The 24,010-nt window shown below is 52.1% G+C and carries 18 protein-coding genes; 5 read left to right on the top strand and 13 right to left on the bottom strand.

Translation table 11 applies throughout. From position 1 onward, the window contains the following. Positions 1–147: 147 nt before the first annotated feature. The 13 genes from recD to FEK47_RS25620 form a co-directional block, all read right to left on the bottom strand. Positions 148–1,974 (bottom strand): exodeoxyribonuclease V subunit alpha, encoded by a 1,827-nt coding sequence (recD, locus tag FEK47_RS00630; RefSeq protein ID WP_135487348.1) that lies wholly within the window; start codon positions 1,972–1,974, stop codon positions 148–150. Continuing rightward, positions 1,974–5,516: an exodeoxyribonuclease V subunit beta gene (recB, locus tag FEK47_RS00625; RefSeq protein ID WP_135487347.1), complete on the bottom strand. Its 3,543-nt coding sequence runs from the start codon at positions 5,514–5,516 to the stop codon at positions 1,974–1,976. Before recB ends, recD begins: the two co-directional genes overlap by 1 nt. After that, positions 5,509–8,397, bottom strand: a complete 2,889-nt coding sequence (ptrA, locus tag FEK47_RS00620; RefSeq protein ID WP_135487346.1) for a pitrilysin — start codon at positions 8,395–8,397, stop codon at positions 5,509–5,511. The genes recB and ptrA overlap by 8 nt, the downstream gene beginning before the upstream one ends. A 175-nt stretch (positions 8,398–8,572) precedes the next feature. Beyond that, the gene (recC, locus tag FEK47_RS00615; protein WP_135487345.1) at positions 8,573–11,941 is read right to left on the bottom strand and encodes an exodeoxyribonuclease V subunit gamma; all 3,369 of its coding nucleotides are present in this window, start codon (positions 11,939–11,941) and stop codon (positions 8,573–8,575) included. Positions 11,942–11,953: 12 nt separating this feature from the next. Next, entirely contained in the window at positions 11,954–12,277 is a 324-nt protein-coding gene (locus FEK47_RS00610; protein WP_130207726.1) for a prepilin-type N-terminal cleavage/methylation domain-containing protein, read from the bottom strand. Beyond that, on the bottom strand, positions 12,262–12,669 hold the full coding sequence (locus FEK47_RS00605; protein ID WP_135487344.1) for a DUF2509 family protein: 408 nt from the start codon (positions 12,667–12,669) through the stop codon (positions 12,262–12,264). Before FEK47_RS00605 ends, FEK47_RS00610 begins: the two co-directional genes overlap by 16 nt. Then, a complete protein-coding gene (locus tag FEK47_RS00600; RefSeq protein ID WP_130217875.1) occupies positions 12,666–13,229 on the bottom strand; it encodes a prepilin peptidase-dependent protein in 564 nt (187 codons plus the stop codon). The genes FEK47_RS00605 and FEK47_RS00600 overlap by 4 nt, the downstream gene beginning before the upstream one ends. Beyond that, positions 13,220–13,690, bottom strand: a complete 471-nt coding sequence (locus FEK47_RS00595; protein WP_135405603.1) for a prepilin peptidase-dependent protein — start codon at positions 13,688–13,690, stop codon at positions 13,220–13,222. Before FEK47_RS00595 ends, FEK47_RS00600 begins: the two co-directional genes overlap by 10 nt. Before the next feature lie 184 nt (positions 13,691–13,874). Then, a complete protein-coding gene (gene thyA, locus FEK47_RS00590) occupies positions 13,875–14,669 on the bottom strand; it encodes a thymidylate synthase (RefSeq protein WP_000816232.1) in 795 nt (264 codons plus the stop codon). A gap of 6 nt (positions 14,670–14,675) precedes the next feature. Next, positions 14,676–15,551, bottom strand: a complete 876-nt coding sequence (lgt, locus tag FEK47_RS00585) for a prolipoprotein diacylglyceryl transferase (protein ID WP_032239304.1) — start codon at positions 15,549–15,551, stop codon at positions 14,676–14,678. A gap of 150 nt (positions 15,552–15,701) precedes the next feature. Continuing rightward, the gene (gene ptsP / locus FEK47_RS00580) at positions 15,702–17,948 is read right to left on the bottom strand and encodes a phosphoenolpyruvate--protein phosphotransferase (protein WP_135487343.1); all 2,247 of its coding nucleotides are present in this window, start codon (positions 17,946–17,948) and stop codon (positions 15,702–15,704) included. 12 nt (positions 17,949–17,960) lie between these two features. Next, positions 17,961–18,491 carry an RNA pyrophosphohydrolase gene (gene rppH, locus FEK47_RS00575; protein ID WP_130207736.1) on the bottom strand — a complete coding sequence of 177 codons (531 nt, stop codon included), beginning with the start codon at positions 18,489–18,491 and terminating at the stop codon, positions 17,961–17,963. A gap of 352 nt (positions 18,492–18,843) precedes the next feature. Then, positions 18,844–18,990, bottom strand: a complete 147-nt coding sequence (locus tag FEK47_RS25620) for a hypothetical protein (RefSeq protein ID WP_276606370.1) — start codon at positions 18,988–18,990, stop codon at positions 18,844–18,846. 185 nt (positions 18,991–19,175) lie between these two features. On the opposite strand from FEK47_RS25620, the gene mutH reads away from it, so the two are divergent. From mutH to FEK47_RS00545, 5 genes are all read left to right on the top strand, one after another. Then, on the top strand, positions 19,176–19,877 hold the full coding sequence (mutH, locus tag FEK47_RS00565) for a DNA mismatch repair endonuclease MutH (protein WP_130221488.1): 702 nt from the start codon (positions 19,176–19,178) through the stop codon (positions 19,875–19,877). Between the two features lie 58 nt (positions 19,878–19,935). Continuing rightward, on the top strand, positions 19,936–20,649 hold the full coding sequence (locus FEK47_RS00560; RefSeq protein WP_064529833.1) for a TerC family protein: 714 nt from the start codon (positions 19,936–19,938) through the stop codon (positions 20,647–20,649). A 141-nt stretch (positions 20,650–20,790) separates the two neighbouring features. After that, complete coding sequence (ygdR, locus tag FEK47_RS00555) at positions 20,791–21,009, top strand: lipoprotein YgdR (protein ID WP_000758660.1); 219 nt, start codon at positions 20,791–20,793, stop codon at positions 21,007–21,009. 107 nt (positions 21,010–21,116) lie between these two features. Beyond that, on the top strand, positions 21,117–22,157 hold the full coding sequence (locus FEK47_RS00550) for an NADP(H)-dependent aldo-keto reductase (protein ID WP_130217886.1): 1,041 nt from the start codon (positions 21,117–21,119) through the stop codon (positions 22,155–22,157). Positions 22,158–22,313: 156 nt separating this feature from the next. Beyond that, positions 22,314–23,978 carry a DUF4139 domain-containing protein gene (locus FEK47_RS00545; protein ID WP_138183064.1) on the top strand — a complete coding sequence of 555 codons (1,665 nt, stop codon included), beginning with the start codon at positions 22,314–22,316 and terminating at the stop codon, positions 23,976–23,978. The last annotated feature ends 32 nt before the right edge of the window (positions 23,979–24,010 follow it).

Below are 24,010 nucleotides of genomic sequence, written 5' to 3'. Positions count from 1 at the left end.
GGATGCGGCGTGAACGCCTTATCCGACCTACGGAAAATCAAAGGTGTTGATGGCGGACTTAGGGTAAGCGATGAAAATCGCCGGATGCGATATGCGCAATTCCCCAGGCATGACAAGACACGTATGCGTCGCATCAGGCGATCACATTTATCCCCGCGAACTAAACAACGCTGCCAGCCCGCTACGCCGCTCGGTGCGCGTGGCGATTGCCGCACTTAAAATGCGTTCATCGGCATACAATGACAAACGCCTACGCGCACGGGTCACCGCGGTGTAAACCAGCTCTCGTGTTACTACCGGCGTGCGTTGGCTCGGTAAAATCAACGCCGCATGGTCGAACTCCGATCCCTGCGATTTATGTACTGTCATCGCCCACGTAGTTTCGTGCTCCGGCAGGCGACTCGGTTGCACCGACTTGATATTGCCATCCGGCATTGCAAACCAGACGCGCGTCCCCTGCCCGCGATCCAGAGCGACACCGATATCACCATTAAACAACCCAAGCGCACTGTCATTACGGGCAATCATCACCGGCCGGCCTTCGTACCAGCGCGAGTGCGGATGACGATGAATTTTGCGCTTCTGTTGCATAAACTGTTCAATTCGCTCATTCAGTCCTGCCACGCCAAACGGCCCTTCCCGCAGGGCGCACAAAAGCTGGTACTCATTGAACGCCTGAATGATTAAATCCGGCTCGGCACGCGCTTGCAGCAGATCCAGATAGCGTCCGTAACCCGCAAGAGCTTCCTCAAGCATCGCAATATAATCTTCGCCGCTCTGTAAAAGCCGTTTTTCGATATCAGTAAAATCCTGCTGAAAAACGGTTTTCACTGCCGTTTTATCGCCGCGATTAATAGCCGCCGCAAGCTGACCAATGCCAGAGTTGCTGCCGAAACGGTAACTCTTTTGCAGCAGGCAGAGACTATCGCGCAGTGATGCCGCTTCTGTGCCGCTTCCCGCCGGAACGCGGCTTCCCGTCAGGCGGCTCAACTGCCCGGCACGCTCTGCGGTAAAGCCCGCATTGGCATAAGCGCAGATATCGCCCAGCACAGCTCCAGCCTCAACGGAGGCCAGTTGATCGCGATCGCCGAGAAAGATCACTCGCGCATGATCGGGCAAGGCGTCGATCAGTCTCGACATCATCGGTAGATCGATCATTGACGCTTCATCCACCACCAGCACATCAAGATGCAGCGGGTTACCCGCATGATGGCGTAAGCGCTGGCTACCTGGCTGCGCGCCCAGGAGGCGGTGCAAGGTGCTGGCGTCTTCCGGTATGCGTTTCTTTTGTTCATCGGTCAGCGGTAACTGGCGCAGAGCCTTGCCGAGAGATTCGGTTAAGCGTGCGGCAGCTTTCCCCGTTGGCGCAGCCAGGCGGATACGACAGCGTTCACCGTCGGCCATCTGAATTAACGCAGCCAACAACTTCGCCACGGTCGTCGTTTTACCGGTGCCGGGGCCGCCGGAAATTACCGAAATGCGCCGCGTCAGTGCCACTGCTGCCGCCACTTTTTGCCAGTTAACTTCATCACCAGGCGGAAAGAGTTTATCCAGCGTTTGCGCCAGCAACGCTTCATCCACCTCGATGGCATGATTCACCTCATTGAAGAAGCGCGCCACCGTACGCTCGTTACACCACATGCGATTCAGATAAAGACGATCGCCACAAAGGATCATCGGCGTTGGTTCATCTCCCCGGCTGACCGCTTGTGAAGCCAGCAAGCATTCTTCCCAATTTTGTAGCTCACCGATTTCACTGACACAGGTCGCCAACAGCGGATGCGACGCCTCGTTATTTTCCAGTCGTGAAAGCGGCAAACAGACGTGTCCCTCTCCGGCATCATGACTTAACAGTGCCGCCGCGAGGGTGACGGCAGGATGTTCATCTCCCGCCACGGTCAGGGCAAATTGCACATCCAGCGGGCGTAGCTGTTTGTGCTCCACAGCTTCCAGTAATTGCTTTTGCAATTTCATTACGCCTCCTCCAGGGTCATACCGGCAAACATCTCATCCATCAGGTCAATCAACTCGGCGTTGGGTCGGGTCGCGTAGATCCCTTGTTGCGGATGTTCTTTATCAACGCCACGCAGGAACAGATAGATAACGCCGCCAAAGTGACGATCATAGTCGTAATCAGCAATGCGATGGCGCAGATAACGATGCAGCGCCAGGGTATAAAGCTGATATTGCAGATCATAGCGGTGTGCCTGCATCGCCGCCGCCATCGCCTGTTGGGTGTAAGCCGAACTGTCTTCACCCAACCAGTTGGATTTATAGTCGAGCAGGTAATAACGCCCTTCGTGGCGAAACACCAGGTCAATAAAACCTTTTAACATACCGCGCACCTGCATGAACTCCAGCGGCGGGCAGCCTGCGGATAGCGGGTCAAACTGGCGGATTAACGTATCAAGCTGACTGGCGATAAGCGGTTCACTAATCGGTAGATAAAACTCCATCTCCACCTGTTTATTGCGGGCGGAAAGTTGACTCAGGCTTACGCCGGTTTCATTGAGCGGCGCCTGAAGAATAGCGGTGATCCACTCAGTTAACACAGGTTCCCAGTGCGCTTCAAAACCGCCAAGCTCCAGTTTTTCCCGCACCCAGTTCGGGTCAACCGGCTGGGTAAAATCCAGGTCTTCAAACAAACTGTGCAAGAACGTCCCCGGTGACGCACCGCGCGGAAACTGATGTGGTGTTAACGTCGGTTCTTCAACGACGCTGACCACGCCTGCGGCATCAACATCCAGCCGTGGCATCAGATCCTGAGCGATACCGTGACCACGCTGCTGCAAACCTGAGTAGCTGGTGACGCGCCAGTTATCGCCGGGCAATCGTTGTAACGTTCTGGCATTCAGTTCTGCAGTTAAAGCATCATTAACCTGCCAGGGTTGGTTATCACCAGTTTGTGCCGTTTGCCAGGCTATATCATCATCGCACAATGCTTCAATACAGGCGCGAAGCCCTGCTGCATCTTGCGGTTCTCCTTTTTGCAGCAAGCGCCCGAGCGCACTTTGATGAACGTCGGTGTCACCTTTTTTATCGCCACGACGGCGCACTAGCGGTGCAACGCCGAGACTGCAATGCCAGACCGAACGCGTGAGCGCCACGTAAAGCAAACGCAGATCTTCAGCCAGACGTTCGGCTTCAGCAAGATCTACGCTTTCTGGCGCAGCGTTAAGATCCAGAACTGCTTCAAACGAGCCTCGATCGTGATAGAACGCCTGATCCTGTACACGGAAATTGGTGATAAACGGCAGCCAGACCAGCGGATATTCCAGCCCTTTCGATTTGTGGATCGTGACAATCTGCACCAGATGCTTGTCACTTTCGAGGCGCATTTGTTGGCTGGAGGCATTACTGTCTGGCTCGAGGATATGTTGCGATAACCAGCGTACCAAAGCATGTTCACTTTCCAGCTGCGTTCCCGCTTCTTGTAGCAGTTCGCTGATATGCAAGATATCGGTAAGACGCCGCTCACCGCCTGCCGTTGCCAGCAAGTTTTCTGCAATGTTACGCGCCGACATCAGCGCCCGCAGCATTGGCATGACGCCACGTTTGCGCCAGATTTGCCGATAACCATCGAACTCTTCAACTACCGCATCCCACGCATGTTCGTCATTGTTCAGCGTTTCAATATCCAGCGCATTCAGCCCCATCATTGACGTTGCCAGCGCACTGCGCAGGGTGTTCTCACGTTCGGGCGTCATCACCGCCTGCAACAGCCAAAGCATTTCCTGCGCTTCCAGAGTTTCAAAAACACTGTCGCGGTTCGAAAGGTAAACGGAAGGGATTTCCAGCAACGTTAAGGCATCGCGCACCTGGGCGGCCTCCTGGCGGCTGCGCACCAGCACACTGATGTCCGAGGCACGTACCTGACGTGCATCATCGCCGTTCATCAGCAACGCTTCCCCGCGCTGCCCGGCCTGTAACCAGTCGCGGATTTGCGCGGCACATACCTGCGCCATGGTACTTTGATAGTCGCCAACGCCGCAGCTTTCGCCTTCCATCAACCACATTTTCATCGCTGGCTGCGTTTCACCTTTAAATACAAAACGCAGTGCCTGATTTTTCCCGGCAGATTTCACAGGAATAAACGGTATTTCGCGAAACATGAATGCGTCATCAGTCTGGCTGAAAAGCTTGTTTACGCTGTTCACCATTCCTGGTGCGGAACGCCAGTTGGTGTCTAAGGTGTAGTGGGCGTGAACTTCGCTACGCGCCTTCATATACGTGAAGATATCCGCACCCCGGAATGCATATATGGCCTGTTTCGGATCACCAATCAGCAGCAATGCGGTTTCCGGCTGATGGTGCCAGATACGGCGAAAAATCCGGTACTGCTGCGGGTCCGTGTCCTGAAATTCGTCGATCATTGCCACCGGGAATCGCGTACGGATCGCTGTCGCCAGAGCCTCACCGCTTTCGCTACGCAGCGCGGAATCGAGCCGACTTAACATATCGTCAAAACCCAGTTCGCCACGGCGACGTTTTTCACGCGCTACCGTTTCGCGGATCTCAGCCAATGCGCGGGTGATCACCAGATCGCGGATCGACAATGGTTCTGCAATCAGTTGATCGATCGCCTCAAACAGCGGATGTCGCGGGGTTTCCCCCCCGGCTTTCGTGCGATCTTCTAAGAAACGCTGGGAGAATTTTTCCAGCGACTCTGGCAACTGATAACTGTTGGTCTCTTCTTCTGCCCAGGCACTGATCTTGTCTATCCATTTCGCCTGATTGCTACGGTTAAACTTGCGTCGATCAATACCAGAAGATTCGATCAGCGCATCCAGTTCACCCACTGCGTCGCGCCACTGCTGTTTTACCGTATCAATACGCGCCACAATTTGCGCATGGCGGGAAGCCAGCGTTTCATCATCGGGCGGCGGTGCTTTGATAACCGGCGCTTCGCCTTGCAGATAACGATTAATATCGCGCAGCAAGGCCTGCGGCCCTTTCCAGGTTTCAAAGACGACCTGAGCAATTTCACGCGGTAACGGGTAGCAATGGCGACGCCAGAAATCGGCGCAGGCCTGGTAGCGCAGTAGCGATTCATCTTCAATCAGCTGCTGCTCAAACAACATGCCGGATTCAAAGGCATTCAGGTTGAGCATGCGCTGGCAAAAACCGTGAATAGTAAAGACTGCCGCTTCATCCATCTGCCGTTCGGCTAACAACAACCACTGCGCGGCTTGCGCTTTATCGTCGATCTCTTCCAGCAGGCGTTCGTACAGTGGATTGTCGGTGGTTTCACGCAGACAAGCGATGCGCAACTCGTGGATATTGCTACGGATACGACCGCGCAATTCTGCCGTGGCCGCCTCGGTAAAGGTGACCACCAGCAGTTCTTCAACGGTCAGCGGGCGGGGAAAGGCGGCAGAACCGCCTAGTCCTAGTAACAGGCGCAAATAGAGCGCCGCAATCGTAAAGGTTTTGCCTGTGCCGGCAGAGGCTTCAATCAGGCGCTCGCCCTGTAAGGGCAAGCGCAAAGGATCTAGTGTCTCGGCGACATCACTCATTCTTTTCACTCATCAGGGGCATTGTTTGCTGCAACGCGCTGACGTTCTCCCACACTTTCCAGCCTTCAGGGTGTACATATTCTGCTTTCCCATTCTGGCTGCCGGAAATCTGCGACAGGATAGCCATGCCTTGCGGCTCGACTACCGCCTGATGGAAGAAATCGGCCAGTTTTTGCGGCGTCAGCAGTTTAATCTGGGCCACGATTTTATCACGCGAATCGAAGCGCATATTGCCGCGATCGAAATCTTTACTTAACTTCGATGCTTCTTCGCCGAGCGTTTGCGGTGCCTGCAGCATCTGGGTAATTACCGCCTGCTGGATTTGCGCAAACTCTTCTGGCTTCATCGCCCGCAATTTTGCCTCTGCGGTTGGGAAAAACGCCTTGTAACGCTCCCACAAGAATGAAGGCTGTTTATCATTGCTTTGCAAAAGGAAGCCCATGCCCCACTGACGCCCCACGCTCATTGGGAATGCAAACACGGCATAGCCCAACTGTTCTTCGGTGCGCAACTGGTTGTAGAACCACGGCTGTACTATCTGCCCCAGCAGAGAACTATACGCTGAACTGGTGTATTCATCGTAGCCAGTCGGTACAAATACCGCTGCCAGCGCAGAGTCGGTGCTGTTACCGGCTTTTTCAAAGATAACGGATTGTTTTTTATCGACCAGTACATCTTTGTTGCGACACCACTCTGAGCCATCAGCGCCCAACTGTTTTTGCACATTGCGCGCCAGCGTTGTTGCCTGGGCTTCGGTCATGTTGCCAATAACCATAAACTCTGGTCGAGCCCCTGATTTTAAGGCGTCGCGATAGGCCAGCACCTCTTTCAAAGTGATGGAAGGCAAAATTTTGCGCCGTTCATCACGCGAGAAGTAAGGCACCTGGGAGAGCATCTGAGCGGGCATAATCGCCTGCTCAAACGCTTTGCCCTTTTCTGCGGAATCCATCATCTGGTTATACCAGGATTTTGCCTGCTCAAGCTGATCTTCCGTAGCAGTATAGCTAAAGTACCCCTCGAGCAATGCCTGGAACAGTTGCGGCAGACGCTGGGTGTAACCATTGGCATTAACCATAAGGCCGTTGTTAGCGTTGGTGGAAAAACTAATGCCACCAACCGACGCCTGGTTGCTTAACTGATCAAGCGCCAGCCCTGCGAGATAATCATTGAGCGCAAACATCACCTGATTGCGGGCGCTGTCCATGGCTTTCGGGTTACGCAAAATCAGGCTGACATCGGCTTTTGGCTCGCTGGCAAAATAACGGCTCGGCGCATACACCACACGCAGGTTCGATTCATCCACAATCAACTCTGGATGGTCATATTTCTTCTCTGACTTAATCAGCGAGAAATCGTCAGGAATATAGGGGTTAAGCTCCGGTAAGGAGAGCGCAATATTGGCGGCTTTTTGCTGCCAGTCAGCGAAAGTTTGTTCGCTGATTTTATCGACCTGATACGGCGCATCTACAAAATAAGCCGTTTTATTGTGCGGCCCTTTCGGGCTGATATACCAGATACGCGCATTCTGTGGCGTCATCATCGCCAGACGTTCTTTTACCGCTTTAGCATCATACCGATCGGCAATATTTACCGCGTCCAACGTATGCTCAACAGGAACGCGAATCATGGTATCTGCCAGCCATTCGACGTAATCCATATCACGGGTGATCGACGGATAACGGAAGTCGATATCCAGCACATTCGCCAGTTCATCGAAGTATTGTTTATCAATGCCTTTTTCACGTAACAGATTGAGATAGCTAAAAATTGCCGCCACAACCTGATCGCGATTCGCCAGACCTTTATCGGTTAAAGAGGCTGAGATAGCTAAAACGCCGCTGTTGCCGTTGACGATAGGATCGGAGTTGGCGCTAATGCCCTCAACCAATCCCTGTTTTTGCAGCCAGTCGGAAAGTGTACCTGGGCTGCGATTACCAATCAGATAGGTAATCAATTCATCCGTTTTACTACGGAACTTCTCTGAGTTGTTATCGATGCGAAACTCAACGCGCAGAACTTTACGCGGCAGCGCCGGGACGTAATGAATGATAATGCCCTTTTGCGCGTCGGTGACTACCGGCACGGTGATTTCCGGTTTTTTGCTCTCTTTGTTCGGCACGCGACCAAAAGTGTCTGCCGCCATTTTTGCCAACTCAGGCAGCGGTTTATTGCTGTAAATAACCGCCTTCATCAGATTGGCGGAATAGTACTTCTCGTGGAAATCTTTCAGCGCCTGCTGCACCGGATTACCAGGTTTATCGCTTAAAGTTTCGAGGTTACCACCAGAAAACTTTGAACCGGGGTGTGCCGGGTTAATGGTTTCTGCGCTGACCTGTGCCATGCGCATCCCGTCACGCGTACGCGCCATGGTTAATTCAGCGTTCACCGCATTACGCTCACGTTCGGCATATTTCTTGTCGAGCAAGGGTTCAGCAATAGCATCGGCCAGGCGGTCTACCGCACCAGGCAAGGCGTCGTTCTCAACTTCCAGATAGAAAGCCGTGCGATACGGCGCAGTGCTGGCATTGTGACTGCCGCCGTGCATTTTGAGATATTCGGCCAGGCTATCAGCTTGAGGGTATTTTTTCGACCCCATCAGACTCATGTGTTCAAGGTAATGCGCCAGCCCCTGATAAGCCTCGGGATCTTCCAGCGACCCAACGGGCACCACCAGCGCCGAAAGCGATTTAACCGCCTGCGGATCTGAAACCAGCAATACCACCATACCGTTATCCAGACGCACAGCCTGATACTGGCGGTTATCTTTATCACTTTTACGGATGGTTTCCTGAATCGGCTGCCATCCCGTTTCTGCCTGACTTAAGGGTGCCCAGAGGGCGACAAACAACAATAATGCTTTGAACCAGGTGCTGCGGGGCATTCACGGACCTCATTATCAACTTTATTTTCCAACCAGATTCAACACGTTAACGCAAATCATCTGCCAGAATTTAATCTTGTGCTGAACGAGTCAGCCTATGTCTATATATCCATCAGTCCGTGACTGGTGCGCATCATAAAGTAAGCGAATGAATTGCGCAATTTTTATACAGCACTCATGACTGATTAAAGCGAAACAGCGGTAACAGGAAACGTTGCGACTGTTTAACGATGGCTTCCATTGTCTCTGGCGTTAATTGCCGCCATAGCCGTTGATACCAGATATCATCACCTTCGCCACGCACCATCATGTTGCCTTCGTAAGCCTGAAGGAATTTCGAACGAGCTTTTTGCAACGTGGATTCGTCGTCCAGCATGGCATCGTTTTCTGCGTCATAACAGGTTTTTAACCATGCACCGCCGCTTTCAGGTAATACCAGCAATGGCGTGGACATACCTTCACGATACCCTTCAATCAGCTGTGAGAGGTAATGTAAAGCCTGTTCGGCTGCAAGCGGCGGAAAACGCCACTCGCCGTCTTTGCGTAGAAAAAGGCGACTTTCACCATTACCACCGCTGGCACAGTAGACAAGGTGTTCCAGCCAAAGTTGCATTCCCTGCGCCACACTTAATAAAGAGGGACGCCAGCGCAACAGGCCATCCGACTGGACCTGCGGCAACCAGCCCGTTATTTGCACACCGTTACAGGCGAGATCGATTTCCATGCTCTGGCCCGGCTGACGACAGGCAATGACTCTGTCGGCAAGTTGCTGCATCTCCTGACACTGCGTTTCCCAGAAAATTTCACCAAAAGCGCCATACGGCAAATCACCTGCCGCCCGGAATCGGCGGAACAAGCGTTCGGCATCATCCTGCTCAACCAGTGCATTTAATAACTGCTGGTTGATTTGATAACGACTAAGCCCTTCAAGAATAAAAGGTTCGGTGTCGGGAATTTCGCTGTCTTCGGTACGGAAGTTCACCTGCAAACGCATCTGGAAAAACGCCCGCACCGGATGCGCCCAGAATCGCTGTAGCGTCTCCAGCGGCACAGTTTCCGGCAAGGTAAACGGTAGTGGCTGAACAAATTCAGAATGTGCTTTACCAGCCTGGCTGGCCGCAGGCAGCCACTCGCGCGCATAGCTTTGTAAGTTACCGGGCTGGTAGTTTTGCGGGTCAAACGGCATCCGGGTATGGTGGCAAGTAAGATGCGCTTTTACCCTTGCCTCGCTTTCATCACAGTTAAGCGCTTCATCGCCCGGTAGATAATGGCTTTGCCCGATATAGTCGATCAGTTCCTGCACCAGAACTGACGGGAATCGTTCGCTGTTATCCTGAATAGAGCGGCCGATATAGCTGATATAGAGTTTTTGTTGCGCGGAAATTAACGCTTCCAGGAACAGATAGCGGTCGTCATCACGACGGCTACGGTCACCGCGCTTCGGTTTCTGGCTCATCAGATCAAAGCCCAATGGCGCAAGCTGGCGCGGGTAAACGCCATCGTTCATTCCCAGCAGGCAAACCACTTTGAACGGAATTGAACGCATCGGCATCAGAGTACAAATGTTGACCGGGCCTGCGAGAAAACGCTGGCTGATACGTTCCTGATCCAGGCGTTGTGCCAGTTCATCACGCAATAGTGACAGCGGCACCGCATCGCCATACTGCGCACCTAAACCTTCAGCGATAATCGCCTGCCATTGTTGCTCAATAAGCGTCATCGCCGCTTCGGTTTCCGCATCCGGCAGGAAGAAGGCGTTGAGCATATCGCGGCAAACCGGCAGCCACTCTTCAAGCGGGCGCTCCTGTGCCAGCCCGCGACGCCAGATGTTTAGCTGCATTAGCAGTGAAGCCAGATGCCCCACCAGTTCTGCAATTAAGCCGCTCGATTCATCATAAGGTAGAACCGATTGCCATTCCCCCTGAGCACTTTCCATCGCGTAGCCTAGTAACATGCGAGTCAGGCCAAATCGCCAGGTGTGTTGTCCGGTGGCGGGGAGTTCCAGCTCACGAACGTTATCGTCATCTATGCCCCAACGAATGCCGGATTCGTTGACCCACTGGCGTAAATAACGCAGTCCTTCTTCGGTGATGTCAAACCGCGCCGCCAGCACCGGCACATCCAGTAGCGCCAGCACATCCTCTGACACAAAGCGACTGTCAGGCAGTGATAACAGGCTGATAAACGCTTCCAGTACCGGATGTGACTGCCGCGCCCGACGGTCGGAAATGGCGTAAGGCAGATACCGATCCGCTGGCGCACTGCCAAACACGGCCTGAATAAACGGACTGTAGCTGTCGATGTCGGCCACCATCACGATGATATCGCGCGGAGTAAGTGTCGGATCTTCTTCCAGCATCGCCAGCAGGCGATCGTGCAAAACTTCAACTTCACGCTGCGGGCTATGGCAAACGTGGAAGGTGATACTGCTATCCTGCGGGTCAAGCGGGCGTTTGTTATCGCTACGGGAAAACTCTTCGAGGTTCACGCCCGCAACGGCGCGGTTTTCCAGTTCCAGAATGTCGGACTGTATGTTATGCAGCAGATTGTCTGGCGTGACATCGACAAAGGCGTCCAGCTCCTGACTGTTCTCCAGATCGGAAAGGAGATAGATATAGTCGCGCCCCAACTTGCCCCAGGAGGCCAGTAGCGGGTTGCCGACATCCTGTTCACCGTCGCTGTTAAAGAGCTGTCCGGCATTTTCGCTATCGCGAAATAGCGGCAATTCGCGATCTTCAAAACTGTGTCGACGCTGGCGGGTCAGCAGTTTCGCCAGATAAGCAGGATCTTTAATATCGCCCCAGTAATAACGGCAAGGGTTGGTAAACAGGAGATGGATTTCAATATGTTTACCCAGCGCCTGTAGCGCCTGGAGATAAACAGGCGGTAACGCGGAAATACCGCATATAAAGACGCGCGAAGGTAAGCCGGGTGGGCAGGTCGTCGCAGACTCCAGTGTTTCGATAAAGCGTTGATAGAGATTGGCACGGTGCCAGCGCGGTTGCCCGAGTTCATGGGTATATTCCACCAGCGCCTTCCACAACGGCGCTTGCCAGGCCTGCGCTTCTCCCAGCCCTTCAACCAGATGCCCGGCTTCCCACTGCGCCAGCCAGTCCGGGCGATAGACCAGATATTGGTCAAACAGGTCCGCCGCTTTTGAGGAAAGCTGGAACAGTTTTCGCTTGTCGCTATCGTCAGTCAGGTAATGACGCAATAGTGTAAAATCTTCGCGATCCAGCAGTTGCGGCAGCAGAGTCATCAGTTTCCAGCTCATACTCCGCTTGTTAAAGGCGCTCTCTTTGGGGATCTCTGGTAATACACGGACAAACATATCCCAGATAAAGCTTGCAGGCAGCGGAAAATCAATGTTTGCCGCAATGCCGAATTTCTGCGACAGGGTCATTTGCAGCCACTGCGCCATACCGGTACTTTGCACCAGAATCATTTCTGGCTCGAAAGGATCGTCCAGCCGTTCGCGTTCGACAATAAACTCCATCAACGCTTCCAGTACGTCCAGACGATTGGAATGGTAGACCCTTAACATAGCGGCTCCTGACTACTGACGATTTGGGCAATGCAGGCGGGTCATCTCGCCTTCTCTGCCCCCGGGTGAAAATAGCGTAACGCTGATGCTGACACATCCCGCCTGCGATGTCTGCATTCGGTTGACCTGCCAGTTTGCAGGTGGCGAAATCGCGCGCAGTTGTGCTTGCTGCCAGGCGTGGCGCCAGAGCTGCTGGTACTGGTTTCTGCTGGCAAGACTGGTGCTTAATGTTCGCTGGTAACCAGATAACGCAGTGACAATCATCACCATCAGTACCATCGCCAACATCACCTCCGGCAGGCTAAAACCTTGCTGATTCTTCAGGGAAGCTGACATAACGCCTCCTCTTTCAGCGGACAAAAATCACTCCAGCCATGTGGCGAAAATACGATATTCCCATCGATGACTTCCCCCATTCGCCATAATGAAACGTCTTCATAACCGGCTATTAGCAAGGCTTTATTATCCGCAAGTCTTCGCAGGCAAGCTTGAGCACCCGTTGCGGCGTATTGCGAACACTGAACAGCTTGCTGTACCTGCCAGGCATGCATTTTCCCCCACTCAAGCGCCGACTGCACAATGGCCTGACGGCGTAATGACTGGCTTTCCATAGTCACGCGAGAGGCAAAACTACGATCCTGCTGGCTCATTCCTTGTAACAGCAAGCTGCCCAAAACCAGCAGCATCAGGACCAGTGCCAGCGATGAAACACCCTTTTCGCGGTTCACAGGTTGAATCCTGTCACGCTATAGCTGGCATCCACCACGGTTTGTGGATCAGCCTTGCTGGCAGCGTGCATATTAACCGTCAGCACCGGCGGGAAACCGCTGTTATCCTGTCGGGTAACCTGAAAAGTGTCGATAACGACGGCATCTGGGTTGGTCAATTTATCCCAGCCCTTACCTTCACAGGATGTCGTGCCGCGTAGCGTTTCCAGGACATTGTCTTTTAGCCGAAATCCAATCTGGTCGGATTCTTTTCCCGGCTCATGCTCCCAGATACCGTTACTGTTCGCATCCCACTGCACAATGATGCAGTCACCCTGCCCAACAATTTTCAGACCTTCACCGGGACAGGTTCCATGACAATAACCTGCTCTCTGGAGATGCTTCGCGACTGTAAATACCCGCAGCCAGATTTCATCTTCCAGCGCCAGCTTGCGAGTAGTAATCAAACTTTCACGCTGTAATGCGGGCAGAAATCGCGCAGCTCCCAGCAGCAGTACGCTGCTGATTGCCATAGCAATCAGCACTTCCAGCAGAGAAAAACCTTGCTCTTTTACAGGCATCCTTCTGTTTCTCCTTGCTGACAAAGCCGGAGCCTTCCCCACGGCGAAACCACCAACCACCACTCGCCCGCTGAATTTTTGAAGCGAATATGTCCGGCCCATGCAGTATTGCGTAGGCCAAAGAAAGTGAGCGAAGGTGTCAGGTCGCTCATTTCGACTTCGGGCCAGCGAGGCACAAAGACCAGCGGTGAACTGCCATGACAGGTATTCGCCCCAGCGGCGGCACTCGCAAGACACCATGACGTTCCCTCCCTGATGACACCGATACTGTGGTCGCGGTTATGCCAGTTGGCATCCTCACGTAAATAGAGCAAATAGTCTCGCGCCTGGCTGGCGGTTTGCCATAACCGTTGCGACTGCTGCCAGTACTGCCAGCCATAGAGACCACTTGCACTTAGCATGACCAAAATCAGCATCGCGACCAGCGTTTCAATCAGCGTATAACCACGTTGTTTTTTCATGCTGGCAGTATGCGGCGCGGAGAAAAAAAGACGAGTGCCAGTTTCTATTTCTTCGGCACGTCTTCCGGACTATTTACCCTGTTGCAGGGCGTTGCAAAATTTCGGGAAGGCGTCTCGAAGAATTAAACAGAGGATAAAAAAAACCGACGCACACTGGCGTCGGCTCTGGCAGGATGTTTCGTAATTAGATAGCCACCGGTGCCTTAATGCCCGGATGCGGATCGTAGCCTTCAATCTCAAAGTCTTCGAAACGGTAGTCGAAGATGGATTCGGGTTTACGTTTAATAATCAGCTTCGGCAGCGGACGCGGTTCACGGCTTAATTGCAGATGGGTTTGATCCATATGGTTGCTGTACAGGTGCGTGTCGCCACCGGTCCAGACAAAATCACCCACTTCAAGATCGCACTGCTGCGCCATCATATGCACCAGTAACGCATAGCTGGCGATGTTAAACGGCAGCCCCAGGAAGACGTCACAGGAGCGTTGATAAAGCTGGCAAGAGAGTTTGCCGTCTGCGACATAGAACTGGAAGAAGGCATGGCATGGAGCCAGTGCCATTTTATCCAGTTCCCCCACGTTCCACGCCGAAACAATAATGCGGCGGGAATCCGGGTCGTTTTTCAACTGGTTCAGCACTGTGGTTATCTGGTCAATATGACGTCCATCCGGCGTTGGCCAGGCGCGCCACTGTTTGCCATATACCGGGCCGAGGTCACCGTTTTCATCGGCCCATTCGTCCCAGATGGTGACATTGTTTTCGTGCAGATAAGCAATGTTGGTATCGCCCTGCAGGAACCACAGTAGTTCGTGGATGATGGAACGCAGGTGGCAACGTTTGGTTGTCACCAGCGGGAATCCATCCTGCAGGTTAAAACGCATCTGATGACCAAAAATGGAAAGCGTTCCGGTTCCGGTACGGTCGTTTTTCTGTGTGCCTTCGTCGAGCACTTTTTGCATCAGTTCTAAATACTGTTTCATGGTTCCTCAGGAAACGTGTTGCTGTGGGCTGCGACGATATGCCCAGACCATCATGATCACACCCGCGACGATCATCGGGATGGAAAGAATTTGCCCCATGCTGATGTACTGCACCCAGGCACCGGTAAACTGCGCGTCGGGCTGGCGGAAAAACTCAACAATGATGCGAAACGCGCCGTAGCCAATCAGGAACAAGCCAGACACGGCCCCCATCGGGCGCGGTTTACGAATATACAGGTTGAGGATAATAAACAGCACCACACCTTCCAGCAGCAGTTCGTACAACTGTGACGGGTGGCGAGGCAGCACGCCGTAAGTATCAAAAATGGACTGCCACTGCGGATTGTTTTGCAGCAACAGAATATCTTCGGTACGGGAACCCGGGAACAGCATGGCAAACGGGAAGTTCGGGTCAACGCGGCCCCACAATTCACCGTTAATAAAGTTGCCCAGACGCCCGGCGCCAAGACCAAACGGAATAAGTGGTGCTATAAAATCAGAGACCTGGAAGAAGGAACGTTTGGTGCGGCGGGCGAAGATAATCATCACCACAATCACGCCAATCAGGCCGCCGTGGAAGGACATGCCGCCGTCCCAGACACGGAACAGATACAGCGGATCGGCCATAAACTGCGGGAAGTTGTAGAACAGAACATACCCAATACGTCCGCCAAGGAAAACGCCAAGGAAGCCCGCATAGAGTAAGTTTTCAACTTCATTTTTGGTCCAGCCGCTCCCCGGACGGTTCGCCCGACGTGTTGCCAGCCACATCGCAAAAATGAAACCTACCAGATACATCAGGCCGTACCAGTGAAGCGCAACGGGTCCTATTGAGAAAATGACCGGATCGAATTCCGGAAAATGCAGATAGCTACTGGTCATCTGTCACCACAAGTTCTTGTTATTTCGCTGAAAGAGAACAGCGATTGAAATGCGCGCCGCAGGTTCCAGGCGCTCCAAAGGTGCGAATAATAGCACAAGGGGACCAGGCTGGTTGCCGGATACCGTTAAAAGATATGTATACGATCCGCGCTATAGCCCCCCGCGAATCAGCCCACCCATGCCGCGACGCTCCATAAATGCCGCAACCTGATGACGAACTTCAGTCGCCAGTTGTGCTTCCAGGCTGCGCTGCGCAAGGTTTTCCGCTTCGGCAAAATCAATGCGCCGCAGCAAATATTTTACGCGCGCGACAGAACGCCCGTTCATAGACAGATGGCGATACCCAAGCCCAATGAGGATTGCTACGCACATAGGATCTCCCGCCATTTCGCCACACAAACGGAGATCTATTCCTTGCGTTTCCGCTTCCCGGGCGATCATTGCCAGCGCACGTAACATCGCAGGATGCAAGCTGTCATAAATGTTCGCAACTCGCGTGTTGTTACGATCAACAGCCAGGATGTATTGAGTCAGATCGTTGGTGCCAACAGAGATAAAATCGACCCGGTTTGCCAGATGCGGCAGCATAAACACCATCGATGGCACTTCCAGCATGATACCGATACGCGGTTTGGGGATCGCATAGCCGATCATCTCCTCGACTTCACGTCCGGCACGTTCAATCAGGCGGCGTGCTTCGTCAACTTCATCGAGGCTTGTGACCATCGGCAATAAGATGTTCAGGTTGCCCGTTGCTGCATTAGCACGCAGCATCGCCCGCACCTGGATCAAAAAGATCTCCGGCTGATCGAGCGTAATGCGGATCCCACGCCAACCCAGACATGGATTCTCTTCGCTGATAGGCATGTAAGGCAGTTGCTTATCAGCACCAACATCCAGCGTGCGCAGCGTGACAGGCTTATCATTGAACATTTGCAACATGCCCTGATATTGCGCCACCTGTTCTTCTTCCGACGGAAAACCACTTTGCAGCATGAATGGGATTTCAGTGCGATAAAGTCCTATGCCATCAATACGGCTGCCCAGTTTTTCTTCATGTTCCGGGCTTAAACCGGCATTGAGCATGACTTTAATGCGCTCGCCGCTTTTTAACTGGGCGGGTAAATTGACGTCATCTTCCGCCAGACGGCTAAGCTCGATCTCTTCACTAATTAGCCGCTGATATTCTTGCAGCAGTACCGGCTCCGGATCGACCAGTAATTCCCCGCGATAACCATCAACAATCAGCGTCCGATGATGCAGCACTGAAGGTTGAATGTCCGCCCCCATCACGGTAGGAATACCCAGCGCGCGCACCATAATCGCCGCATGGGAGTTGGCCGCACCATCGCGTACGACGACGCCGACTAAGCGATCCTGGGGCAACTCCGCAAGGGTCGTCGCCGACAATTCATCTGCCACCAGAATGAAACGTTCCGGCCAGGCGTTCGGCCCCTGATTTGCATCATCAAGGTGAAACAGCAACCGCTGGCCCAGCGCGCGTAAATCGCCAGCGCGCTCTTTGAGATAGTTATCACTTAGCGCGGCAAACTGTTCGGCAAATTTTTCAATGACCGTTTTTACCGCCCATTCTGCCACCGAGCCTTTATCCACCTCGGCAAACAGTTCGCGACGCAAACGGGTGTCGGAAAGCAGGTGCGAGTAAAGATCGAAAATGGCCGCCGTTTCTTTCTGCGCCCCGGCAGCAAAGCGTTTGCTGTAACGACGAAATTCGTTAGCTGCCTCTTCCAGCGCTCCGGTCAGGCGCTCACGTTCCAGCGCTGGATCCAGCGTTGATGCCTGATACACCTGTTCCATTAAGGGTAAAGTGGCATCCTGCCAACCTTCGGCAATCGCCACGCCGGGTGCAGCCGGTAATGCGCGGATTCGCGTCTGGCGATATTGTCCGAATAAGGCAGTCAACTGCGACTGGGAAAGAATGGCCGCCATCTGGGTGGCGAGCGTCACCAGAAAGGATTCTTCGCTTTCATCGTACTGGCGTAGCTCTCGTTGCTGCACCACCAGCACGCCAAGCAATTGGCGACGCTGAATAATCGGAACGCCTAAGAAAGCACGGAAACGCTCTTCTTTTACGGAGGGAACATATTTGAAGCTGGGATGTTTTTGCGCATCCGCAAGGTTTATCGGTTCCGCCAGCCTGCCAACCAGGCCGACGATCCCTTCATCAAACGCGAGCGTTACGGTGCGACCTCGCGGTTTTTTCAGCCCCCGAGTCGCCATCAGGTAGTAACAACGTCGGTCGTGATCGGCCAGGTAGACCGAACAGACTTCGGTATCCATCGCAAGACAGATGTCGGTAACCAGAATATTCAACGCCTCGTTAAGGCGGGGAGCACTGGCTACCTTTTCGACTATTTCGCGCAGGCGAGTGAGCATAATTGGCGTGACTTAACCTCTTTTACGTCGATAAGTAGATGCGTTTTGTGGTTTAGGCGTATTGTCCTGTAGCGCCATCACAACACTCGCAAACTCTTTCATTACCCTGCGGTAGACATCACGTTTAAATGACACCACCTGTCTGACCGGATACCAGTAACTTACCCAACGCCAGCCGTCAAACTCTGGTGTACTGCTGGTTTGCATATTGATTTCCGCATCGCCGCTCACCAGCTGCAAGAGAAACCATTTTTGTTTTTGGCCGATACACACCGGCTTCGTGTCCCAACGCACCAAACGTTTTGGTAATTTGTAGCGCAACCAGTTACGCGTTGAAGCAAGGATTCGAACGTCTTTGCGGCTTAATCCTACTTCTTCAAACAATTCACGGTACATCGCCTGTTCTGCGGATTCTCCGGGGTTAATTCCGCCTTGCGGAAATTGCCAGGAGTGCTGACCAAATCGACGGGCCCACATTACTTGCCCCTGACGATTACAAATCACGATACCTACGTTTGGGCGGTAGCCATCGTCATCAATCACCGGACTACCTCAAAATAAAACTTTATATGAGAATGATTGTTTCATACTCCTGGAAGGCGGTAAACCACTCTCTGCAAGGCATTACACACTAATAACAATTGAATAACTCACAGTTAAGTGCAGAGTTATAAACAGCAGAGGGGGAACATCACCGTTTTTATTCACCTTTTCTGTGGATAGAGTTGTGAAGAACTACGGAATTACTACGGGAAAACCCAGAGCATTCTGAACACCCCTGTTTCAGGCATTACAAAATAATAATTACTAATCAATGAACTAGGTGCTTAAATCGCTACCAAACAGGTAAAATCGTGACCTGTATCACACTCACTGTATACGAGGTGGTGAAAGATCAACCAATGTCGTATTTATCCACAGAATGTGCCAATAAGTTAAGCACCACATCACTAAAAATTGGAGTTTCGTCGCACGTCAAGGCTGTAAATGGAAACAGTAGTGAGGGTTTTTCACAGTTATCCCAGCTTTCTGTGGATAACATGGTGTAAGATCCTGTTTATTTTCAGTGACCAGATTTGGAAAACCTCCCCATACGTTGCGCAACACGGTTATCTGAGGCCTAAAAAGCAATATAAATCATGCAATTGAATAACACGCGTGGAAAAAGTTACACTTGGCATATCCGGTATAAAATTGCTGCTCAATTTTTAATCAAGGTATAACACCATGCTCCAGCCTCGCCCATTGCTCTCTCCACCAGAAACTGAAGCGCAGTTATTTGCGCAAGCACAGCAACTTTCCGGTTACACATTGGGTGAGCTGGCGGCACTTGCCGGGCTGGTTGCACCGGAGAATTTAAAGCGCGATAAAGGCTGGATAGGCGTGTTGCTGGAAATTTGGCTTGGCGCAAGCGCAGGCAGTAAACCTGAACAAGATTTTGCGGCCCTGGGCGTAGAGCTAAAAACGATTCCTGTGGATAGCCTTGGCCGTCCTCTGGAAACCACTTTCGTTTGCGTGGCGCCTTTAACCGGCAATAGCGGCGTCACCTGGGAAACCAGCCATGTACGTCACAAGTTAAAACGCGTGCTGTGGATACCTGTAGAAGGCGAGCGCAGTATTCCTCTGGCGCAGCGGCGCGTAGGGTCGCCATTACTGTGGAGTCCAAATGACGAAGAGGAACGGCAGTTACGCGAAGACTGGGAAGAATTAATGGATATGATTGTTCTTGGTCAAGTTGAAAGAATTACCGCTCGTCACGGGGAATATTTACAGATAAGACCTAAAGCGGCGAATGCGAAAGCGCTCACCGAAGCCATTGGCTCCCAGGGTGAACCGATTCTGACACTGCCACGCGGCTTTTATTTAAAGAAGAATTTCACCAGTGCGCTATTGGCTCGTCATTTTTTGATCCAGCACCCATCGCTTTGACCTGCCGCATTCCGGGCATATAATTACCGCTTCATTTTTTTTGGCAGGGCTTTGTTTGATGTTATTTGCATGGGTAACCGATCCTAACGCCTGGCTTGCGCTCGGTACGCTGACGCTGCTGGAGATCGTTCTTGGGATCGATAATATTATTTTCCTCTCGCTGGTGGTGGCAAAACTACCTACAGCACAACGTGGCCACGCACGGCGTCTGGGTTTGGCAGCGGCTATGGTCATGCGTCTGGCGCTGCTGGCGTCTATTGCCTGGGTCACGCGTCTGACGAATCCGCTTTTTACAATTTTCAGTCAGGAAATTTCCGCTCGCGATTTAATTTTGTTACTCGGCGGTCTGTTCCTTATCTGGAAAGCCAGCAAGGAAATCCACGAATCCATCGAAGGTGAAGAAGAAGGATTGAAAACACGCGTTTCATCATTCCTCGGCGCTATCGTGCAGATTATGCTGCTGGATATTATTTTCAGCCTCGACTCGGTGATTACCGCTGTGGGCCTGTCAGATCACTTATTCATAATGATGGCAGCAGTGGTGATTGCCGTAGGCGTGATGATGTTCGCCGCGCGCTCGATTGGTGATTTTGTCGAACGCCACCCTTCGGTAAAAATGCTGGCGCTCTCTTTCCTGATTCTGGTGGGCTTTACCCTGATTCTGGAAAGTTTCGATATCCACGTACCGAAAGGTTACATCTACTTCGCGATGTTCTTCTCTATTGCGGTTGAAAGCCTCAACCTGATTCGCAACAAAAAGAATCCGCTCTGATATTCCGTTCGCTCTCCTGCGGGAGAGCGTTCGGCCAGCTCTCTTCCTCACAGTTTAAGATTTTCCTGCTTTCATGATGTATAACGTCAGATTATAAACAGTCTATTATCATTAATGGGCAAAATAGGTGAGGATGACCGGATGAAAAAATGGGCAGTATTAATTTCTGCAGTCGGACTGGCATTTGCCGTTTCCGGCTGTTCCAGTGATTACGTCATGGCGACCAAAGATGGCCGTATGATTTTGACAGATGGAAAACCGGAAATTGATGATGACACCGGGCTGGTGAGTTATCACGATCAGCAAGGTAACGCGATGCAAATAAACCGTGATGATGTTTCGCAAATTATTGAACGTTAAAAAATAAGGTCAGCATCCGGCTGGCCTTAAGATTTTTCTCTTTCCCTTTTCCCTTCCCTCTGCCATTTTTATATTCCTTATGTCGTGATTATAAAAAGGAAACGGCTATGCAATATCACCGTATACCCCACAGCTCGCTGGAAGTCAGCACGCTGGGGCTTGGCACGATGACGTTTGGTGAACAGAACAGCGAAGCCGACGCCCACGCACAACTCGACTATGCCGTTGCTCAGGGCATTAACCTTATCGACGTTGCCGAGATGTACCCGGTACCGCCACGCCCCGAAACTCAGGGGTTAACCGAAACCTATGTCGGTAACTGGCTGGCAAAACATGGCAACCGCGAAAAATTAATTATCGCCTCCAAAGTGAGCGGACCGTCGCGTAATAATGACAAGGGGATCCGCCCGGATCAGGCGCTGGACCGGAAGAATATTCGCGAAGCTCTGCATGACAGCCTCAAGCGTCTGCAGACTGATTATCTCGATCTCTATCAGGTGCATTGGCCACAGCGCCCCACCAACTGTTTCGGCAAGCTCGGTTATAGCTGGACAGATTCTGCGCCTGCGGTTTCGCTGCTGGATACGCTGGACGCACTGGCAGAGTACCAACGCGCGGGGAAAATTCGTTATATCGGCGTGTCGAATGAAACCGCATTTGGCGTAATGCGCTATTTACATCTCGCGGATAAACACGACCTGCCGCGTATCGTCACCATTCAAAACCCCTACAGCTTGTTAAATCGCAGCTTTGAAGTGGGCCTTGCTGAAGTCAGCCAGTATGAAGGCGTCGAGTTACTGGCTTATTCGTGTCTTGGTTTTGGCACGTTGAGCGGGAAATATCTCAACGGCGCAAAACCGGCTGGCGCGCGCAATACACTCTTTAGCCGCTTCACTCGCTACAGCGGTGAGCAAACGCAAAAAGCCGTCGCGGCGTATGTTGATATAGCCAAACGTCATGGTCTGGATCCAGCTCAGATGGCTCTGGCCTTTGTGCGTCGTCAACCGTTTGTTGCCAGCACTCTGCTGGGCGCAACAACGATGGAACAGCTGAAAACTAACGTCGAAAGTTTGCATCTGGAGTTAAGCGAAGACGTGTTGGCAGAAATTGAAGCGGTGCATCAGGTTTATACTTATCCGGCACCGTGATCCTCTCGCCTGGCGTTTTGCGCCAGGCGTCTTTTTTCCCACTTTTCAGAATATATTCACTACTTTTCGCCGCATCTTTCCTGACAAAGCGCAATAGACTCTTTCGGTCAACGCCAGCGCGCGTTTCAATGTCTGTGCCCATTGTTAAGGATAACCATGTTGATTTTCAAACCTCTTCCCCTCGCTATGTTGCTTACTGGGTGTATGTCCTCCGCCTGGGGGACGCAGTTAACCCAACCGCTAACACTTAAAGACGTCACTGTTTATCTGCATGGTGCCAGCCTGCAAGGTGAAGAGACACTCAACTTACCGGCAGGTGAAAGCGAAATCATCTTCACCCATATTGCCAATTCGGTAACCGACGACAGCATCGCTATCTCTATCGATAACGGAGTGACGGTGCTTTCCTCACGTATCGCGCTAATGGAAACACAGCCGAATGCGTTGCCGTCAGAGATTCAGCAACAGTTAAAAGCAGCAAAGGTGGAACAGGCAAAACTAACCGCCGAGAAAAACAATATTGCGGCTCAAATTAAGGTATTAGAGGCAAATAGCACATTAACCAATAAAAGTGCCGCCGAAGTTGGCAAGTATCTGCAAATGGTGAAAGAGAAAAATGGTGAGTTACTACGAGCCGACAATGAGTTGACGCAGAAACTTGCTGATAACCTGCTTGAAGTTGAAAAGCTGGAGCAACGCGAGAGTATGAGTAACGGCGATTCAGAGGCTGCCGATGATCCGCAGGTTATTATCGCTAAGGTCTATGCCCCCCAAGCCGTCACGGCGAAGGCAGTGGTGCGCTATATGACGCCAAATGCCGCATGGACGCCGCTCTATGATGTTCACGCAAGTGCTATCAACCAACCGCTTCGTCTGGTTTATAAGGCTAATATTCGCCAGTACACCGGGCTTGCATGGAAAAACGTTAATCTCGTGCTCTCGACCAATGAACCTGATACTCATCTCACCTTGCCGCAACTGGAAACACAGTATGTGGATGTACCGGAGTATGGTGGCGGCTCGCTTTCAGCATCAACTTATAAGCGGGAACCCGTAATGGAACAGCGTTCGCGAGAGTCCTCTGACCAGGATGCCTCAGAATTGCAGAAAGCCCTGGAGACAGAGATGCAAAAAACAAGGGAGCAACGAGCCGGGCGCATGTATGCGGCATCAGCAGCGCCCGTTTCACCGCAACCAGAAAGTTTCACCGCGCAAAATGTTCGCTATGCACTTTCGCTGCCGTGGCAAATCGACAGCGATAATACCGCGCGCACGGTGGTCATTAAGGAAGAGTCGGTCAACGGTAAATATCGCTTCTTTGCTATTCCAAAGATCAGTAATGACGCCTGGCTCCAGGTGCAAATTAAAGAGTGGGAACAGTTAAATTTAATCCCCGGAGAAAGTCAGATCTTCTTTGGCAACAACCGTACCGGCGTGGGTTATTTGCAGCCGCCGGAAGATGGCAAGTCGCTGGATATTCAGCTTAACCGCGATCCTAAGTTGATTATTCAGCGTAAAGCCGCACTCAAAAAAGAGAATGCGTTATCTATCTTTAACGACAGCGCAATACGTAACTTCAGTTACACCCTTAATGTGAAGAACAGCTACGGCGAAGCGGTGGATATTACTCTGCTCGACCAGATCCCAGTCAGTGCTAATAGTGATATTACGGTAGAAAAAATGCAGTACGGGCAGGCGCAGTTTGATGCGAAAACGGGTGAACTGACCTGGACGCTGAAACTGTCAGGCAAAGAGAACGTGAGTCTGCCATTCTCTTACAGCGTGAAGTATCCGAAAGGTATGCACCCTTCGGGAATGTGACCTTCACCAGATGGCTGAATGTGCCATCTGGC

The organism is Escherichia sp. E3659, assembly GCF_005781135.1.
Lineage (GTDB): Bacteria > Pseudomonadota > Gammaproteobacteria > Enterobacterales > Enterobacteriaceae > Escherichia.
This window is presented reverse-complemented; position numbering and strand designations above follow the sequence as displayed.

Excerpts from the sequence above, each read along its gene's own strand:
- recD (WP_135487348.1), bottom strand. The coding sequence starts at position 1,974 with ATGAAATTGCAAAAGCAATTACTGGAAGCTGTGGAGCACAAACAGCTA.
- recB (WP_135487347.1), bottom strand. The coding sequence starts at position 5,516 with ATGAGTGATGTCGCCGAGACACTAGATCCTTTGCGCTTGCCCTTACAG.
- ptrA (WP_135487346.1), bottom strand. The coding sequence starts at position 8,397 with ATGCCCCGCAGCACCTGGTTCAAAGCATTATTGTTGTTTGTCGCCCTC.
- recC (WP_135487345.1), bottom strand. The coding sequence starts at position 11,941 with ATGTTAAGGGTCTACCATTCCAATCGTCTGGACGTACTGGAAGCGTTG.
- FEK47_RS00610 (WP_130207726.1), bottom strand. The coding sequence starts at position 12,277 with ATGTCAGCTTCCCTGAAGAATCAGCAAGGTTTTAGCCTGCCGGAGGTG.
- FEK47_RS00600 (WP_130217875.1), bottom strand. The coding sequence starts at position 13,229 with ATGCCTGTAAAAGAGCAAGGTTTTTCTCTGCTGGAAGTGCTGATTGCT.
- FEK47_RS00595 (WP_135405603.1), bottom strand. The coding sequence starts at position 13,690 with ATGAAAAAACAACGTGGTTATACGCTGATTGAAACGCTGGTCGCGATG.
- thyA (WP_000816232.1), bottom strand. The coding sequence starts at position 14,669 with ATGAAACAGTATTTAGAACTGATGCAAAAAGTGCTCGACGAAGGCACA.
- lgt (WP_032239304.1), bottom strand. The coding sequence starts at position 15,551 with ATGACCAGTAGCTATCTGCATTTTCCGGAATTCGATCCGGTCATTTTC.
- ptsP (WP_135487343.1), bottom strand. The coding sequence starts at position 17,948 with ATGCTCACTCGCCTGCGCGAAATAGTCGAAAAGGTAGCCAGTGCTCCC.
- FEK47_RS25620 (WP_276606370.1), bottom strand. The coding sequence starts at position 18,990 with ATGTTATCCACAGAAAGCTGGGATAACTGTGAAAAACCCTCACTACTG.
- mutH (WP_130221488.1), top strand. The coding sequence starts at position 19,176 with ATGCTCCAGCCTCGCCCATTGCTCTCTCCACCAGAAACTGAAGCGCAG.
- FEK47_RS00560 (WP_064529833.1), top strand. The coding sequence starts at position 19,936 with ATGTTATTTGCATGGGTAACCGATCCTAACGCCTGGCTTGCGCTCGGT.
- ygdR (WP_000758660.1), top strand. The coding sequence starts at position 20,791 with ATGAAAAAATGGGCAGTATTAATTTCTGCAGTCGGACTGGCATTTGCC.
- FEK47_RS00550 (WP_130217886.1), top strand. The coding sequence starts at position 21,117 with ATGCAATATCACCGTATACCCCACAGCTCGCTGGAAGTCAGCACGCTG.
- FEK47_RS00545 (WP_138183064.1), top strand. The coding sequence starts at position 22,314 with ATGTTGATTTTCAAACCTCTTCCCCTCGCTATGTTGCTTACTGGGTGT.